We start from the raw sequence: 14,442 nt of genomic DNA on the forward strand, positions 1-14,442 counted from the left end.
AGTCAGTGCCTTCTCTTATGCCGTTTCCCGCTGGGACGAGCCCCCGGTCTCGGTGCGCCCGAATCGGTGTCGCGCGACCGCACCGGGGTGCTGATCGCGCCGGCCCGCTCGGCCGCGGCCTCGCGCACCCGCGCCGTCGCCGCATTGGACCGCTTGGCCAGCACCTTCTTGGTATGTGCGGCAACGGGTCCGAACCGCTCCTTGATCGACACCAGCAGCGGCACCGCGAAGAAGATCGACGAGTACGCGCCGACGATCATGCCGACCAGCTGCACCAGCGCCAGATCCTTGAGCGTGCCGACGCCCAGCAGCCACACCGCGATCACCAGCATGCCGATGATCGGCAGAATGCCGATGATCGTGGTGTTGATCGAGCGCATGAGCGTCTGGTTCGCCGCGAGATTGGCCTGTTCACCATAGGTGCGCCGGGTCAGGTGCAGGACGCCGCGGGTGTTCTCCTCGACCTTGTCGAAGACGACCACGTTGTCGTAGAGCACATAACCGAGGATGGTCAGCAGACCGATCACCGCGGCGGGTGTCACCTCGAAGCCGACGATCGAGTAGATGCCCGCGGTGACGACCAGGTTGAACAGCAGCGAGGCGATGGCCGCGAAGGACATATCGCGTTCGAAGCGGATCGCGATGTAGACCATCGTCAACAACACGAACACCACCAGCGCGATCAGCGCCTTGCGGGTGATCTCACCACCCCAGGTCTCGCTGATCTCGGCGATGCTGATCGCGTTGCGGCTCTCGGCGCCCGTGGAATCCTTCGGATGGAACGCGTCGAACAGCGCGCCCTGCACCGTGTCCTGCTGTGCGATGGTCAGGGTGTCGGAACGGACCTCGAACGAGGCGGCCGAACCCGAACCGACCTTCTGCACGGTCACCGGGCTGTGGCCCAGCGCCTTGTTGTAGACATCGGACACCTGCGTGGTGGTCATCTGCCCCGAGGCGGGCACCTGGATGCGGGTACCGCCGGCGAAGTCGATGCCGAGGGTGAACCCCTTCACCCCGATGCTCAGGGCCGCGATCGCGACGAGCACCGCGGCGATCAGGTAGTACAGCCGACGCCGTCCGACGATCTGGAAACCGCCGGTGCCGGTGTAGAGCCGCTCGAAGAAACTGTGCTGGGGTCCGCCCTCGCCGATCGGCTCGTCGACGGCATCCAGGACGGGGCTGGAGTTGCTCATGCTCATGCCTCCTTACCGGCGAGAACGCCTGCGGCGGCCTTGCGCTCGCGGGCCACTTCCTGCACCGCGCCCAGACCGTTGACCGCGGGATTGGCCCAGAACGGCGAGCGCGAGGCCATCATCATCAGCGGGGAGGTGACCAGGTACAGCACGATCACGTCGAGGACGGTGGTCAGGCCCAGGGTGAACGCGAAGCCCTTCACCTGACCGGCGGCCAGGATGTACAGCACCGCCGACGCGATCAGGCTGACCGTCTTACCCGACAGGTTGGTGCGCTGCGCACGGGACCAGCCGCGCGGCACCGCCGAGCGGAAGCTGCGGCCCTCGCGCATCTCGTCCTTGATGCGTTCGAAGAACACCACGAACGAGTCCGCGGTCATACCGATACCGATGATCAGACCGGCGATACCGGCCAGGTCGAGGGTGAAGTTGATCCACCTGCCCAGCAGCACGATGATGCCGTACACCGCGAAACCCGAGGCGACGAGCGAGAATCCGGCCAGGAAGCCGAGCATGCGGTAGTAGAGCAGGCAGTACAGCAGCACCGCGATCAGGCCGATCGCACCCGCCATCAGGCCCGCGCGCAGCGAGGACAGTCCCAGCGTCGCCGAGACCGTCTCGGCCTCGGAGGTGGCGAACGACAGCGGCAGCGAACCGTACTTCAGCTGGTTGGCCAGTTCCTTGGCGGTGGCGGCGTTGAAGTTGCCGGTGATCGAGGTACGACCGCCCAGCTGCGGGCCCTGCTGCACGACCGGCGCGCTGATCACCTTGGTGTCGAGCGAGAACGCGATCTGCTTCTGCAGGTACTCCTGGGTCAGCTTGGCCCAGTCGTCGGAGTTCTTGAACTCCAGATCCACCGACCACTGCGACTGCTGCGCATTGAAGTTGGCGGCGGCGTTCTTGATGTCCTGACCGTCGATTCGGCTGGGGGCCAGCAGATAGACCTGGTTACCGTCGGTGGAGCAGGTGACCAGCGGCAGGGCCGGATCGTCGTTACCGGTCAGCGGATCGGGCTTACTGCAGTCCAGCGTCGAGAGCGCCTGCTGCTGGGCCTGCGGATCCTTGCTCTGCCGCAGCGCCTTGGCCTCGGCGATCTCCTTCTGCGTCTTCTGCGCCGGAGTCAGATTCTGATTCGGTTGCGGCGCAGGCGAACTCGTCGGCGGGGCCGGAGTATCGGCGGGCGGCGGCTCGGGGGCCTGCTGCGGGTAGATCCGGTTCTGCGGGGCCTCGCCCTGCGGCGCCGCACCGGGTTCGGGCGCGGGCGCCGGATTCGGCGCACCGGCCGGATTCGGCTGATCGGCGGGCGGCGGGACCTGACCGGGCTGACCCGGCACACCCGCCTGCGACTGACCCGGCTGCGGCTGACCGCCACCCTTGTTGACCGGCTGCCCGGCCTGCAGCACCGGACGGATATAGAGCTTGGCGGTGGTGGCCAGCGATTTGGCCTGTCCGCCGTTGTCCCCCGGCACCGTGATGACCAGATTGTCGCCATCGATGACGACCTCGGATCCGGCGACGCCGAGACCGTTCACCCGGGACTCGATGATCTGCTGCGCCTGCGTGAGGCTGTCCTTGCTGGGCTTGTTGCCGTCGGGGGTGCGCGCGGTGAGCGTGACCCGGGTACCACCCTGCAGGTCGATGCCCAGTTTGGCTTTCGCGGATTGGTCCGCGGTGAAGAACACCAGCGCGTAGATCACCGCCAGCAGCGCGGCGTACGCGCCGAGCAGTCGCAGCGGATGCCCCGTTCCCTTGGAAGGTGGCACTGTCGTTGTCTCCTAGGCGATGTCGAGGGGAACGTGTGCGGACACGCTACAGCGCCACCGCACCGCCGGATGCGGCGGTGTGGCGGCGCGGTCGGATCACTCCTTGGTCAGCCGAGAGTTGGTGTCCTCCACCGATTCCTCCGTCGCGGCCGGCGCGGATTTCTCCGGCGCGGCTTCGGTGGTCTCGGCGGTGACAGCCTCGGTGGTGTCGGTCTCGGTGGTGGCCTCGTCGTCGGCGCGGACGTCGCGGATCGCGGCGCGCAGCCAGGTGGTCACGATGTCCTCGGCGATCTCCAGATCGACGGAGACGTCGTCGACGTCGACAACGGTGCCGTACAGCCCCGACGTGGTGGTGACCCGGTCACCGACCTTCAGGCTCTGCTGCATGGAGGCGGTCTTCTCCGTCTCGCGCTTCTGGCGACGGACACCAAGGAACATCGGCACGAGCAGAGCTACCAGCAGGAGCGGAAACAGGTATTCCATCGTGTTAGTCGGTCCCTAGTCTATGGATGCGGATGAGTGTTTACCCCCACAGTGTGCCAGGACAGGGCAATACCGCCACATCGGCTCCCGGCCGAATGCGCGCGGGGATCGTGAAGGGCGCGCACTCTCGATCTTGAAAGGCACTCTCTACCCGTACACATAATCCTCGAGCGGGAAGCTGACGGCCTCTCGATGCGTGGTGAGCGTGCTGTTCGGGCGCAGCAGTGCCGCCTCGCCGTGCTGGTTGAAGTAGTAACTGCGGGCGGTCGAGCAGTTGCCGTCGTAGAACACCGAGGAACCCAGCTTCTCGGTGACGTAGTCCAGGAAGCGGGTATTGGCCTGCTCGCTCACCTCGAAGACCTGCCCGCCGCGGCGGAACATCTCCGCGAACAACCGGTTCATATGCTTCATCTGGGCCTCGATGGTGGTGAAGTAGGACAGCCCGCTGTAGGAATAGGGGCTGTTGAGGCTCAGGAAGTTGGGGAACTTCGGGACGGTGATGCCCTCATAGGCCTGGAAACGATTGTCGCGCCAGAACTTCCCGAGATTGCGCCCGTCGCGGCCGATGATCTCGATGGCCGGGAAGTTCACATCCCACAGGTTGAAGCCGGTGGCCAGGATGAGCGTATCGATCTCGGTCTTATGGCCGTCGGCGGTGATGATGCCATCGGGCACGACGTGATCGATCGAATTGGTCTCGAGCCGCACATGCGGCTGATTGAAGGTCTTGAAGTAGGTATTGGAGAAGGTGGGCCGCTTACAGCCGAAGTCGTAGTCGGGAGTGAGCTTGCGGCGGGTCTCCTTATCGCGCACCTGCGCCCGCAGATGGGCCTTGGCCAGCAGCGCGGCGCCCTTGTTGCCGAGTTTGGCCTGCTTGTAATGCAGCACGCCGACCACCATCAGCAGCTCCAGCGCGCTGGTGTTGACCAGTCGGGCGGCCTTCTGCGTCAACGGAATCCGCTCGAACAGGCCCTGCACCGGGCGCGGGATCGCGGTATCGACCTTGGGCACCACCCAGATCGGGGTGCGCTGGAAGACCGTCAGCGCGGCCGCCTTCTTCGCGACCTCGGGGACCAGCTGCACCGCGGTCGCGCCCGTGCCGATGATCGCGGCCTTGCGATCGGTGAGGTCGTACTCGTCGTCCCACGCCGTGGTGTGGATGATCTTGCCCGCGAAGGTCTCGATGCCCGGGAACGGCGGGGTGTAGGGCTGGGACAGGAAGCCGGTGGCCGCGAGCAGATAGCGGGCGGTCAGCGTCTCACCGCCCTCGACCGAGACGTTCCAGTGCTGATGTTCCTCGTCCCAGCGCGCGCCGCCGACGGTCTGGTTGAACCGCATCCGCCGGCGCAGGTCGTACTTGTCGGCCACATGTTCGGCGTAGCGCTTGAGCTCGGCGCCCGGGGCGAACAGCCGCGACCAGTGCGGATTCGGTTCGAACGAATACGAGTAGGTCACCGAGGCGATATCCACGGCCAGCCCCGGATACCGGTTGACATGCCAGGTGCCGCCCAGATCGCCCTCCCGCTCGAGGATGACGAAGTTACCCAGCCCGAGCCGGTCGAGCTGAATGCCCGCGCCCATGCCGCCGAATCCGGCCCCGACCACGACGGCGTCGTATTGAGGTGCCACGCCGAACCTCCTGTTAACTCAAGTACCTGATACAGAATGACACATCATTCCGTTCCGGAACACCGTATCATCGCCCCTGTGCCGAAGCCATCCACACATCTCGAGCGCCGCAAGGCCGAATTGCGCCAGGAGATCATCGATACCGCCTTCGCCTGCTTCGCCGAGAAGGGCTATCACGCGACGGGAATCGCGGATATCGCCGCACGGCTGGGCATCGGGCACGGCACCTTCTACCGCTACTTCGCCAATAAGCGCGACATCATCGACCACGTCATCGACGATCTGATCGCCCGCATCATCGGCTCGCTGAGTACCGATAACGCCCCGGACGCGGCGACGAGCCTGGCCGAGTACCGCAATCAGGTCGAACGCATCGGCGAGGCATTGAACAAGATCTTCCTCGAGGACGGGCGGGTGGCCCAGCTGCTGCTGTTCCAGGCGACCGGCATCGATGCCGAGCTGACCGAGCGGCTGTACGGATTGCTCGACACCGCCGACGCGTTGACCGCGGCCTATCTCGAGCACGGCGTCGAATTGGGCTATCTGCGTGCCGATCTGGACACCGCCAATACCGCCAAGGCGGTGACCGGCATGATCCTCGCGGCCATGCTGCACGGATTGCGCCGTCCGGAGGCCGGAGTGGGGCCCGAACTGATCGAGGCGGTCCGGCGGCTGCTCATCGACGGCGTGCGCAAGGACTGATTTCTCAGCCGAAGATCCCGGCCCGGGTTACAGACCGCTTGTCCTGTTGCGAGAATGAGTACGTGACTCCCGACGAGATGCGGCGCATGCGGTTCGACAGGGCTCCGTTCGGGCACCGCGGCTACGACGCCGCGGAGGTGGACGCCTTCTGCGAGCGCATCGCCCAGACGTATCGCGGCGGCGACGCACCCAGTGCCGCCCAGATCCGCGGGCACGAATTCGCCACGGCCGCTCTGGGACACCGCGGCTACGACCGCGACGCGGTCGACGAATTCCTCGACCGCGCCTGTGTGGAACTGGAATTCGCCCGCCGTGGCGCCGAACGCCATCCGGCGGGCGAGGCCCTGCTCACCCCCGAAGATGTGCGGCGCCTGCGGTTTTCGCGCCCGCCGCACGATCATGCGGGCTACGCCGCCGACGAGGTGGACGTCTTCCTCGACCGCATCACCACCACCCTCGCCCATATCGGCCCCAACGGCCTCACCAGCGAGGACGTCCGCGCGGCGAATTTCGGCCTGGCCCATGCGGGTATGACCGCCTACAGCATCGAGGAGGTCGACTCATTCCTCGACGTGGTGGTTCGCACGCTGCGGGCCGAGGAGAATACGCGGGAGACCGCGCCGCACTGAATCAGTCGAAAACGTCCAGGCTGGGGTGGGATTCGCGACCGCGGACCTCGATGGACCCGAAGACCAGATCCGGCGGCGGGACCAGGCCGAGATGTTCCCAGGCCGCGGCGGTGGCCACGCGGCCGCGCGGAGTGCGGGCGATCATGCCCGCGCGCACCAGGAACGGCTCGCAGACCTCCTCGACCGTGGCGGCCTCCTCACCGACCGCGACGGCGAGAGTGGACACGCCGACCGGGCCGCCGCCGAAGCTGCGGACGAGGGCCGCCAGGACCGCGCGGTCGAGGCGGTCCAGACCGAGGCCGTCGACGTCGTAGACCGCGAGGGCCGCCCCGGCGATGGCCCGGGTGACGATGCCGTCGGCACGCACCTCGGCGTAATCGCGGACCCGGCGCAGCAGTCGGTTGGCGATGCGGGGCGTGCCGCGGGAGCGACCCGCGATCTCCGCGGCCGCGTCGTCCTCGATGCGCACGCCGAGGATGCCGGCCGAACGCCGCAGAATCCGTTGCAGCTCATGGGGTTCGTAGAAATCCATATGGCCGGTGAAGCCGAAGCGATCGCGCAGCGGGCCGGTCAGCGCGCCCGATCGGGTGGTCGCGCCGACGAGGGTGAACGGCGCGATATCCAACGGAATCGAGGTCGCGCCGGGGCCCTTGCCGACCACGACGTCGACCCGGAAGTCCTCCATCGCCAGGTACAGCATCTCCTCGGCGGGCCGGGCCATCCGATGGATCTCGTCGATGAACAGCACATCGCCCTCGACGAGATTGCTCAGCATCGCCGCGAGATCTCCCGCCCGCTCGAGCGCGGGACCCGAGGTGATCCGCAGGGCCGAGCCGAGTTCGCCGGCGATGATCATCGCCATACTGGTCTTGCCCAGACCCGGCGGACCCGACAGCAGGACGTGATCGGGGGTGCCGCCGCGCTGAGTGGCGCCGCGCAGCACCAGCGACAGCTGTTCGCGCACCCGCGGCTGGCCGATGAAGTCGTCGAGGGATTTCGGCCGCAGGCTGGCCTCGATCTCGCCGTCGGACGTCAGATATCCGGGGCTGACCGGGGATTCGGTGTCGTCGGGGAATTCGTCGGTCATGGGCCGCGCTACCGGTTCTTACCCAACAGGCCCAGCGCCGCCCGCAGCGCCTTGGAGGTGTCCAGATCGGGGTGTTCGGCGAGGACGCCGTCGACGGCCGGTTCGGCCTGTTTACTCGGGAAGCCGAGCCCGATCAGCGCCTCGATGACCTGATCGCGCACCGGCGTGACGATCGGCGCGGGTCCGGCGCCGGGCGGACCCGATTGCACGGGAACGAGATTCACCTTGTCGCGCAGTTCCACCACCATGCGCTCGGCGCCGCGCTTGCCGATACCGGGCACCCGGGTCAGCGCGGCGATATTGCTCTCGGCCAGCGCCTTGCGCAACGCCTCCGGCTCGAGCACCGCGAGCACCGCCATCGCCAGGCGCGGCCCGACGCCGGAGACCGTCTGCAGCAGGCCGAACAGCTCACGCGCCTCGGTATCGGCGAAGCCGTACAGCGTCATCGAGTCCTCGCGCACGATCATCGCGGTGTACAGCCGCGACTCCTCGCCGCGGGTGAGGGCGGCCAGCGTCGAGGGAGTGGCATTGAGCCGGTAACCGACGCCCGCGGCCTCGAGCACCGCATGGTCGAGCCCGACCTCGAGCACCTCACCGCGTACCGACGCGATCACCCGGTCACCGCCTTCCGTTGCTGGGCAAGTCTTTCCGCATATCTGCGCTGCTGTTCGGCGGCCAGCGCCTCCGCCTTGGCCATCCGCTCGAGCATGGGCGCCCGCCAACAGTGACAGATCGCCAGTGCGAGCGCGTCGGCGGCATCGGCGGGTTTCGGTGCGGTCGCCAGGCCCAGGATCCGCGTCACCATGGTCGTCACCTGCGCCTTATCGGCCGATCCGTTACCGGTGACCGCGGCCTTCACCTGGCTCGGAGTATGGAAGTGCACCGGGATGCCGCGGCGCGCGGCGGCCAGCGCGATGACACCGCCGGCCTGTGCGGTGCCCATCGCGGTGCGCACATTGTGCTGGGAGAACACCCGCTCGATGGCGACCGCCTGGGGGGAGTGCGTATCCATCCACGCCTCGGCCGCATCGGCCACGCCCAGCAACCGCTCGGCCAGATCCATCTCCGGCGGAGTGCGGATGACATCCACGGCCAACGCCGTGACCTGGCGACCGAGCCCACCGTCGACGATGCTCACACCGCACCGGGTGAGCCCGGGGTCGACACCCATCACCCGCACGAAAGCGCCCTCCGAGTCCGCGAACAGTTGTTCGAAGTCTAACCGCTGACGGCGCCCGCTCCGGCCATCGACACGGTCCCGGTCAAACCCCTTGGGCCGCTTGCCTGGATGCGGGCAGGCCCAGCAGCCCTCTCGGAAGACACCGACAAGTTCCGGGTCGAAGCAGATGGGGGTGGGTGGGTGTAAGTTTTCCGTCAAGGCGAGTCGGGGGGCAGGCGATAAGGAGGGCTCGCCGTGCGCGAGATCTCACTCGAGGCGGATCGGTGGCGCGAGCGGCTGCGCACCAATCTGTGGTTCGTGCCCACGCTCGAAGTGCTCGTGGCCGTGGCGCTGTTCGCGCTCACCCTGTCCCTGGATCGCCTCGCCTATCGCAACGACTACGAGATGCCCAGCTGGGTGCTCGGCGGCACGCCCGATGCGGCGCGGCAGGTGCTCACCGCGATCGCGGCCGCGGATATCACGGTGGTCGGCGTGGTCTTCTCGATCACGATCGTGGCGCTGACGCTGGCCTCGACCCAGTTCGGTCCGCGCATGCTGCGCAACTTCATTCGCGACCGGGGCACCCAGGTCACCCTCGGCACCTTCGTGGCGACCTTCGTCTACGCGGTCGCGGCGCTGGTCGCGATCGGCCCGGATTTCGTGCCGCATATCTGCGCCACGGTCTCGATCGCCTCGCTGGTGGTCGATCTCGCGGTCCTCATCTACTTCATCAATCACATCGCCGGTCAGATCCAGCTGCCCAACGTCATCGCCGATATCGCCCGCGAGGTGAATACGGCCGTCGTCGCCAATCAGGACACCACCGCGCCCGTGGCCGAGCAGGGGCCGACGGTCGAGCGGCTGCTGGCATTGATGGCCGAATCCGGCGGCGAGGTCCGGACCACCAACAGCGGTTATCTGCAGTACATCCGCTACGAGCACCTGGTGCGGCTGGCCGCCGAGGAGCAGGCCGTCATCCATCTGCCCTATCGCCCCGGCCATTTCGTCACCGAGGGTCAGGTGGTCGCGACGGTCTGGCCCGCCGCGGCGGCCGCGCGGATCGGCGAGCAGTTCGCCCGCGGACATGTCACCGGCTCGACCCGGACGCTCGTGCAGGACGTCTCGTTCGGCATCGATCAGATCGTCGAGATCGCACTGCGCGCCATGGCCACCACCACCAACGACACCTTCACGGTGCTGACCTGTGTGGACTGGTTGGGCGACTGCCTGTCCCGGATCGCGGTGTCCTGGCAGCCCGATCCGGTCCGCCGCGACCGCGACGGCCAGATCCGGGTGATCGCCGCCCAGGTCAGCTACGAACGCCTGGTGCAGCGGGCCTTCGAGAAGATCCGCCAATCCGGCCGGGGCGCACCGGCCATCATGATCCGCCAGCTCGACGCCCTGGCCCAGATCGCCGATCGCATCACCGATCCCGACCGCCGCCGCGTCGTCCTGGAGCAGGCGGCCATGATCGAGCGAGCGGTCCCCGACATCCCCGAACCCGCCGACCGCGAGGATGTCCTACGCCGCTGCCGCGCCTTCCGCGCGGAACTGGCCCTGACCTGAATTCCGTTGGGCGGCAATGCTCTCGGCGACCTTCCCTGGGGCGCGTCGCCGCGCCGCGCCGCCGATGCATGCCATCCACCGGACTAACAGTTCCGTACGGAATACATTAGAGTCCATTCGGACTATTTTCGAGTCCAAAGGGACTTGTTGTGCGATATGCCAAGCGCCTCGGAGGCCGTTCACAGCGAACCTCGAGGAATCTGCTCGATGATTACGGCTGTGTTTCCAGCGCCCATGGACGTGCCGATGCCACCGCCCTCCCCGGCCGTGGCACCACCCCCGCCACCGCATCTGCCCTCGGCGAACCTGAACCCCTATGCCGGATTTCATCGCGGCCTATCGCTGCTGCACGGCTGGCTGCCGCTGACGATCGAGCTGATCGCCGTGGCGCTGCTGATCATCGCGATCGCCCGCCTCACCCGGCGCTGGTGGTTCATCCGGGTACCGATCTGCGTGGCACTGGGCGTGGCCGCCGCCGTCGGCGGCTGGCTGTATCTGACCAATCAGGGCCTGGCCTCGGATCCGGCGCCGCTAGCGCTGTGGGTGGCGCTCGGGGCGATGGTCGCGGCGCTCGCGGTCGCCGTGGTCGGCTGGCCGGGCGCGCGTTGGTGGCAGCGCACCGCGGCGATCGTGGCCGTGCCGATGGCCGTGCTCAGCACCGGGCTGGTACTCAATCAATGGGTCGGCTACTACCCCACCGTCCAGTCCGCATGGAGCGCGCTCACCGCCGGGCCGCTGCCGCATCAGACCGACCTGGCGGCGCTCCCGGGCCTGCGCGGTAAACCCATGACCACGGGAGTGGTTGTGCCGGTGGATATTCCGGATACGGCCAGCGGCTTCAATCACCGCACCGAATACGTGTACCTGCCGCCCGTGTGGTTCACCGGCGATAAGCCCCCGACGCTGCCGGTCGTGATGATGATCGGCGGCGAATTCAATACCCCGAGCGACTGGATGCGCAGCGGTCAGATCATGCCCGATATCGACCAATTCACGGCCACCAACGGCGGCCGGGCCCCGATTATGGTGTTCGTCGATTCCAGCGGCAGCTTCAACAACGACACCGAATGCGTCGACGGCCCGCGCGGGAACGCCGCCGACCATCTCACCGAAGATGTTCCGCGATATGTGGAATCGACGTTCGGCGCCTCGGCCGATCCGGCGAATTGGGCGGTCATCGGCTGGTCGATGGGCGGCACCTGCGCGGTCGATCTGACCGTGATGCATCCCGAGCTGTTCCACACCTTCGTCGATATCGCGGGCGATATCGGCCCCGACTCGGGCTCCAAGGAGCAGACCATCCAACGCCTCTACGGCGGCGACGCGAGCAAATGGGCCCGCTTCGACCCGATGACGGTGATGGCCGCACACGGCCCCTATCCGGGCGTCGCGGGCCTGTTCGACGACCTCACCCCGCCCCAGCGCGGAAACCGTTCCGGCACACCCCATTTCAAGATGCCCCAGGTCAACGAGGACCAGGTCGGCTTCGGCGGCCAGGACACCCCCATGGACACCGGCGAGGTAGGCGCCGCCGAAAAGCTCTGCACCGAGGGCCGAACGGTGGCCATCGACTGCACCATCCACACCACCCAGGGCGGCCACACCTGGCAATTCGCCTCGGCGGCGTTCAGCTCCTCACTCCCGTGGGTGACCGCCCGAGTGGGCATGCCGGTCCCCGCGGGCGGCTGACGCGCTATCGCGGCGAGGTCACCTGCGGCACACCGAAATCCGGCAGCCGCAGCGTGCCCGCCGCGATCTCGAAGGCCATATCGCTGTAACCGAGCGACAATTCGGCCAACCGCTGCCAGGCCACATGCATCTCCCACTGCGAGTCGGCCTGTTCCAACGCCGCATAGGCATAGACGGAGAACTGCGCCAGCCGATCCACCACGGCACCCACGGTCTCGGTATGCATCCACGCGCACCCGTGCGCCCGCGGCATCGCCGAGGACACCCAGCGATCGATCTCGTGCATCAATTCGACACGGCGGCAATCAACGCCAGGGACCGCCGCTCTCGACAACCGCGCCCGATGTAACTCCGCCAACTCCCCCGCCGCCCGTAACACCGGATGCGGCAGTTGGATCCGGCCCGCACATGCGTCCAGGATCAGGTCCCGTGACGGGAGGGTGACGGCCATCGAACTCTGCCTTTCCACAGGTGACGCTTCGGCCAGGGAGAGAGCAATACGCGAAAGCGATAGTCCAGCAACACAGACCATTCAAACACTCAACGGATTGATTTGAACCGTTTCACGAAGAGCTGTCCTAAGATGAAATCGCTCCAAATCACCTGCAACATCAGCGCGTTTCACATCAGCTGCAACAGAGGGTGACCCATGTCTAAGCCGACGGCGAAGCCAACGACAGTGCCGCGCAGGCGTCTTGCTCGCCTCCTCACTGAACTACGCGAGAAACGCGGGCTCAGTAGGGATGCGGCAGCCGAGGAGCTGGAGATCTCGCGACAGACGTTGTGGCGCTATGAAACTGGACAAAACGCAGAGATCAAGAAGATGCTCATCCGGACGGTCTGCGAGCTGTACCAGACCACCGAAGACGAGAAGCGGCTGCTGTACTTCCTTCAGGAGGAAGTGCGCAAGGACGGATGGTGGCAGAGTTTCGGCGACGCGATCTTCGACAGCTTCGAACTGTTCGTCGCTCTGGAACAGGAAGCCATCCAGGTCATCTCGTTCCAATTGACCCTGCTCCCCGGTCTCGTCCAGACTGCCGCCTATCGCCGAGTCATGGTGCAGATCAATGACCCCGGCGCCAGCGAGGAGGCCATCGGACGCCACCTCGAGCTACTGGCGAAACGGCAGGCGAAGCTCGACCAGCCGCCGGACAGGTTCGGCCTTCAGGTATTCATCGGTGAGGCCGCTCTGCGCTATCCGATCGGCGGCCCGATCGTCATGCGTGACCAGTTGCGACACCTGGCTGAGCTTGGCACAAGACCGAACATCAGCATCAGGATCGTTCCGCTGAGCGTGGGCGGTTTCCTTGGGCTGCAAGTGGGTTCGTTCGTTCTGCTCGACTTCCCGGAGCACCGCAACCCCGCACTTACCGAGTCTCCAGTCGTCTACGTCGAGGGTTACATTGGAGCCCTGTACCTGGTCAAACCTGGTGAGATCGACAAGTTTCGAGAAGCGCGTTCGGAGATCGCTGAGGCCGCACTCGACGAGGACGAATCCAGAGCGATGTTCCTGGCTATAGCAGAGGAGTACAAAGGGTGAAGATCGACCTGTCCGGTGCGAAGTGGTTCAAAAGCAGCCGGAGCGTGGGCAAGGATGCGTGTGTAGAGGTCGCGTTTCTCGATGCGGGTGTGGTCGGTGTGCGCGATTCGAAGAACCCGACCGACCCTGCACTGATCTTCACTCCGGGCGAATGGGACGCATTCATCGCGGGCGCGATGGACGGCAGGCTCGACCTGTAGTAGTCGACGAAAAGTCAAGGCCCCCATGACCCGACAGAGGAAATGAGGTGGTCAAGGGTCAGATGGCGGTCCGGCCACCGTCTGCGGCAATCGTGGCGCCGGTGACGTAGGCGGCGGCGGGCGAGGCCAGGAACGTGATCACCTCTGCGATCTCGTCGGCTTGGGCCGCGCGCCCGAGCGGTGTGGTGGCTCCGAATGCCTCAATGCGGGCGGGGTCGGCGGCGGTGTGGACCGGGCCGGGGGCGACGGCGTTGACTCGCACTCCGTGCGGGCTGAACTCGGCCGCCCAGGCTCGGGTCATCGCCGTGAGTGTCGCCTTGGTGCCGCTGTATGCGGCCGCGCCGGCGAGGCCGATGGTGGCCACCATGCTGGCGACGTTGACGATGCTGCCGCCGCCGTTGGCCGCCATCCGGGGCCCGAGCGCGGCGACGAGGAAGTACGGGGCCCGGACGTTGCTGTCGAACAGCGACTCGTAGGTGGCGGCATCCAGGTCGGCGGTGGGGCCGAACCAAGAGAACCCCGCGTTGTTGACGAGCACGTCGACCTGACCGGCATCGTCGGCGAGGCGACGAATCTCGGCCAGGTCGGCCAGGTCGGCGGCGACGAACCGTGCCTTTCCGCCCGCTCGGGCGATCTCGGCGACGACCTGCCCGCCCCGATCCGCGTCGCGGCCGTGCACGATGACTTGCGCTCCCGCCCTTGCCAATTGGATGGCAGCCGCGCGCCCGATGCCGGAGGTCGCGCCGGTGACGAGGGCGGTCCGGCCACCCAGGTTCTGCTCGATGCTGCTCATGGCTTGCTC

At 66.7% G+C, this 14,442-nt stretch carries 15 protein-coding genes; 6 read left to right on the forward strand and 9 right to left on the reverse strand.

The features are described 5' to 3' along the window. Positions 1-2 precede the first annotated feature (2 nt). From secF to ACIA76_RS02530, 4 genes are all read right to left on the reverse strand, one after another. On the reverse strand, positions 3-1,199 hold the full coding sequence (gene secF / locus ACIA76_RS02515) for a protein translocase subunit SecF (RefSeq protein ID WP_397147536.1): 1,197 nt from the start codon (positions 1,197-1,199) through the stop codon (positions 3-5). After that, positions 1,196-2,956: a protein translocase subunit SecD gene (secD, locus tag ACIA76_RS02520; protein WP_397147538.1), complete on the reverse strand. Its 1,761-nt coding sequence runs from the start codon at positions 2,954-2,956 to the stop codon at positions 1,196-1,198. The genes secF and secD overlap by 4 nt, the downstream gene beginning before the upstream one ends. A gap of 96 nt (positions 2,957-3,052) precedes the next feature. Then, positions 3,053-3,439 carry a preprotein translocase subunit YajC gene (yajC, locus tag ACIA76_RS02525; protein WP_397147540.1) on the reverse strand — a complete coding sequence of 129 codons (387 nt, stop codon included), beginning with the start codon at positions 3,437-3,439 and terminating at the stop codon, positions 3,053-3,055. A 147-nt stretch (positions 3,440-3,586) separates the two neighbouring features. Next, a complete protein-coding gene (locus ACIA76_RS02530) occupies positions 3,587-5,068 on the reverse strand; it encodes a flavin-containing monooxygenase (RefSeq protein WP_397147542.1) in 1,482 nt (493 codons plus the stop codon). Between the two features lie 36 nt (positions 5,069-5,104). Between ACIA76_RS02530 and ACIA76_RS02535 the strand changes: the two genes are divergently transcribed. Together ACIA76_RS02535 and ACIA76_RS02540 are read left to right on the forward strand one after the other, a co-directional pair. After that, positions 5,105-5,770 carry a TetR/AcrR family transcriptional regulator gene (locus ACIA76_RS02535; RefSeq protein ID WP_397147544.1) on the forward strand — a complete coding sequence of 222 codons (666 nt, stop codon included), beginning with the start codon at positions 5,105-5,107 and terminating at the stop codon, positions 5,768-5,770. A gap of 62 nt (positions 5,771-5,832) precedes the next feature. Then, entirely contained in the window at positions 5,833-6,399 is a 567-nt protein-coding gene (locus ACIA76_RS02540; RefSeq protein WP_397147546.1) for a DivIVA domain-containing protein, read from the forward strand. A gap of 1 nt (position 6,400) precedes the next feature. Here the strand turns inward: ACIA76_RS02540 and ruvB are convergent, their stop codons facing one another. From ruvB to ruvC, 3 genes are read right to left on the reverse strand one after another with little or no spacing between them, the layout of a single operon-like run. Continuing rightward, positions 6,401-7,486: a Holliday junction branch migration DNA helicase RuvB gene (gene ruvB, locus ACIA76_RS02545; RefSeq protein WP_397147548.1), complete on the reverse strand. Its 1,086-nt coding sequence runs from the start codon at positions 7,484-7,486 to the stop codon at positions 6,401-6,403. An 8-nt stretch (positions 7,487-7,494) separates the two neighbouring features. Then, positions 7,495-8,100 (reverse strand): Holliday junction branch migration protein RuvA, encoded by a 606-nt coding sequence (gene ruvA, locus ACIA76_RS02550; protein WP_397147550.1) that lies wholly within the window; start codon positions 8,098-8,100, stop codon positions 7,495-7,497. Further along, positions 8,097-8,666 (reverse strand): crossover junction endodeoxyribonuclease RuvC, encoded by a 570-nt coding sequence (gene ruvC, locus ACIA76_RS02555; protein ID WP_397147552.1) that lies wholly within the window; start codon positions 8,664-8,666, stop codon positions 8,097-8,099. The genes ruvA and ruvC overlap by 4 nt, the downstream gene beginning before the upstream one ends. A 234-nt stretch (positions 8,667-8,900) precedes the next feature. On the opposite strand from ruvC, the gene ACIA76_RS02560 reads away from it, so the two are divergent. Together ACIA76_RS02560 and ACIA76_RS02565 are read left to right on the forward strand one after the other, a co-directional pair. Further along, complete coding sequence (locus ACIA76_RS02560) at positions 8,901-10,211, forward strand: DUF2254 domain-containing protein (RefSeq protein WP_397147554.1); 1,311 nt, start codon at positions 8,901-8,903, stop codon at positions 10,209-10,211. A gap of 246 nt (positions 10,212-10,457) precedes the next feature. Further along, positions 10,458-11,900, forward strand: coding sequence for an alpha/beta hydrolase (locus ACIA76_RS02565; RefSeq protein WP_397147556.1), 1,443 nt, complete (start codon positions 10,458-10,460; stop codon positions 11,898-11,900). A 4-nt stretch (positions 11,901-11,904) separates the two neighbouring features. On the opposite strand, the gene ACIA76_RS02570 is transcribed toward ACIA76_RS02565, so the two are convergent. Further along, on the reverse strand, positions 11,905-12,351 hold the full coding sequence (locus ACIA76_RS02570; RefSeq protein ID WP_397147558.1) for a DUF4254 domain-containing protein: 447 nt from the start codon (positions 12,349-12,351) through the stop codon (positions 11,905-11,907). Between the two features lie 198 nt (positions 12,352-12,549). On the opposite strand from ACIA76_RS02570, the gene ACIA76_RS02575 reads away from it, so the two are divergent. Then, positions 12,550-13,440 (forward strand): helix-turn-helix domain-containing protein, encoded by an 891-nt coding sequence (locus ACIA76_RS02575; RefSeq protein WP_397147560.1) that lies wholly within the window; start codon positions 12,550-12,552, stop codon positions 13,438-13,440. Continuing rightward, positions 13,437-13,640, forward strand: a complete 204-nt coding sequence (locus ACIA76_RS02580) for a DUF397 domain-containing protein (RefSeq protein WP_397147562.1) — start codon at positions 13,437-13,439, stop codon at positions 13,638-13,640. The genes ACIA76_RS02575 and ACIA76_RS02580 overlap by 4 nt, the downstream gene beginning before the upstream one ends. Before the next feature lie 58 nt (positions 13,641-13,698). Here the strand turns inward: ACIA76_RS02580 and ACIA76_RS02585 are convergent, their stop codons facing one another. Continuing rightward, entirely contained in the window at positions 13,699-14,433 is a 735-nt protein-coding gene (locus ACIA76_RS02585) for an SDR family NAD(P)-dependent oxidoreductase (RefSeq protein WP_397147564.1), read from the reverse strand. Positions 14,434-14,442: the final 9 nt, after the last annotated feature.

It is taken from the genome of Nocardia sp. NPDC051570 (assembly GCF_044454005.1).
Lineage (GTDB): Bacteria > Actinomycetota > Actinomycetes > Mycobacteriales > Mycobacteriaceae > Nocardia.

What these genes read in the sequence shown, in the direction of transcription:
- ACIA76_RS02585 (WP_397147564.1), bottom strand. Translation starts at nt 14,433, where the DNA reads ATGAGCAGCATCGAGCAGAACCTGGGTGGCCGGACCGCCCTCGTCACC.
- ACIA76_RS02570 (WP_397147558.1), bottom strand. Translation starts at nt 12,351, where the DNA reads ATGGCCGTCACCCTCCCGTCACGGGACCTGATCCTGGACGCATGTGCG.
- yajC (WP_397147540.1), bottom strand. Translation starts at nt 3,439, where the DNA reads ATGGAATACCTGTTTCCGCTCCTGCTGGTAGCTCTGCTCGTGCCGATG.
- ACIA76_RS02535 (WP_397147544.1), top strand. Translation starts at nt 5,105, where the DNA reads ATGACACATCATTCCGTTCCGGAACACCGTATCATCGCCCCTGTGCCG.
- secF (WP_397147536.1), bottom strand. Translation starts at nt 1,199, where the DNA reads ATGAGCATGAGCAACTCCAGCCCCGTCCTGGATGCCGTCGACGAGCCG.
- ACIA76_RS02575 (WP_397147560.1), top strand. Translation starts at nt 12,550, where the DNA reads ATGTCTAAGCCGACGGCGAAGCCAACGACAGTGCCGCGCAGGCGTCTT.
- ACIA76_RS02565 (WP_397147556.1), top strand. Translation starts at nt 10,458, where the DNA reads ATGCCACCGCCCTCCCCGGCCGTGGCACCACCCCCGCCACCGCATCTG.
- ruvB (WP_397147548.1), bottom strand. Translation starts at nt 7,486, where the DNA reads ATGACCGACGAATTCCCCGACGACACCGAATCCCCGGTCAGCCCCGGA.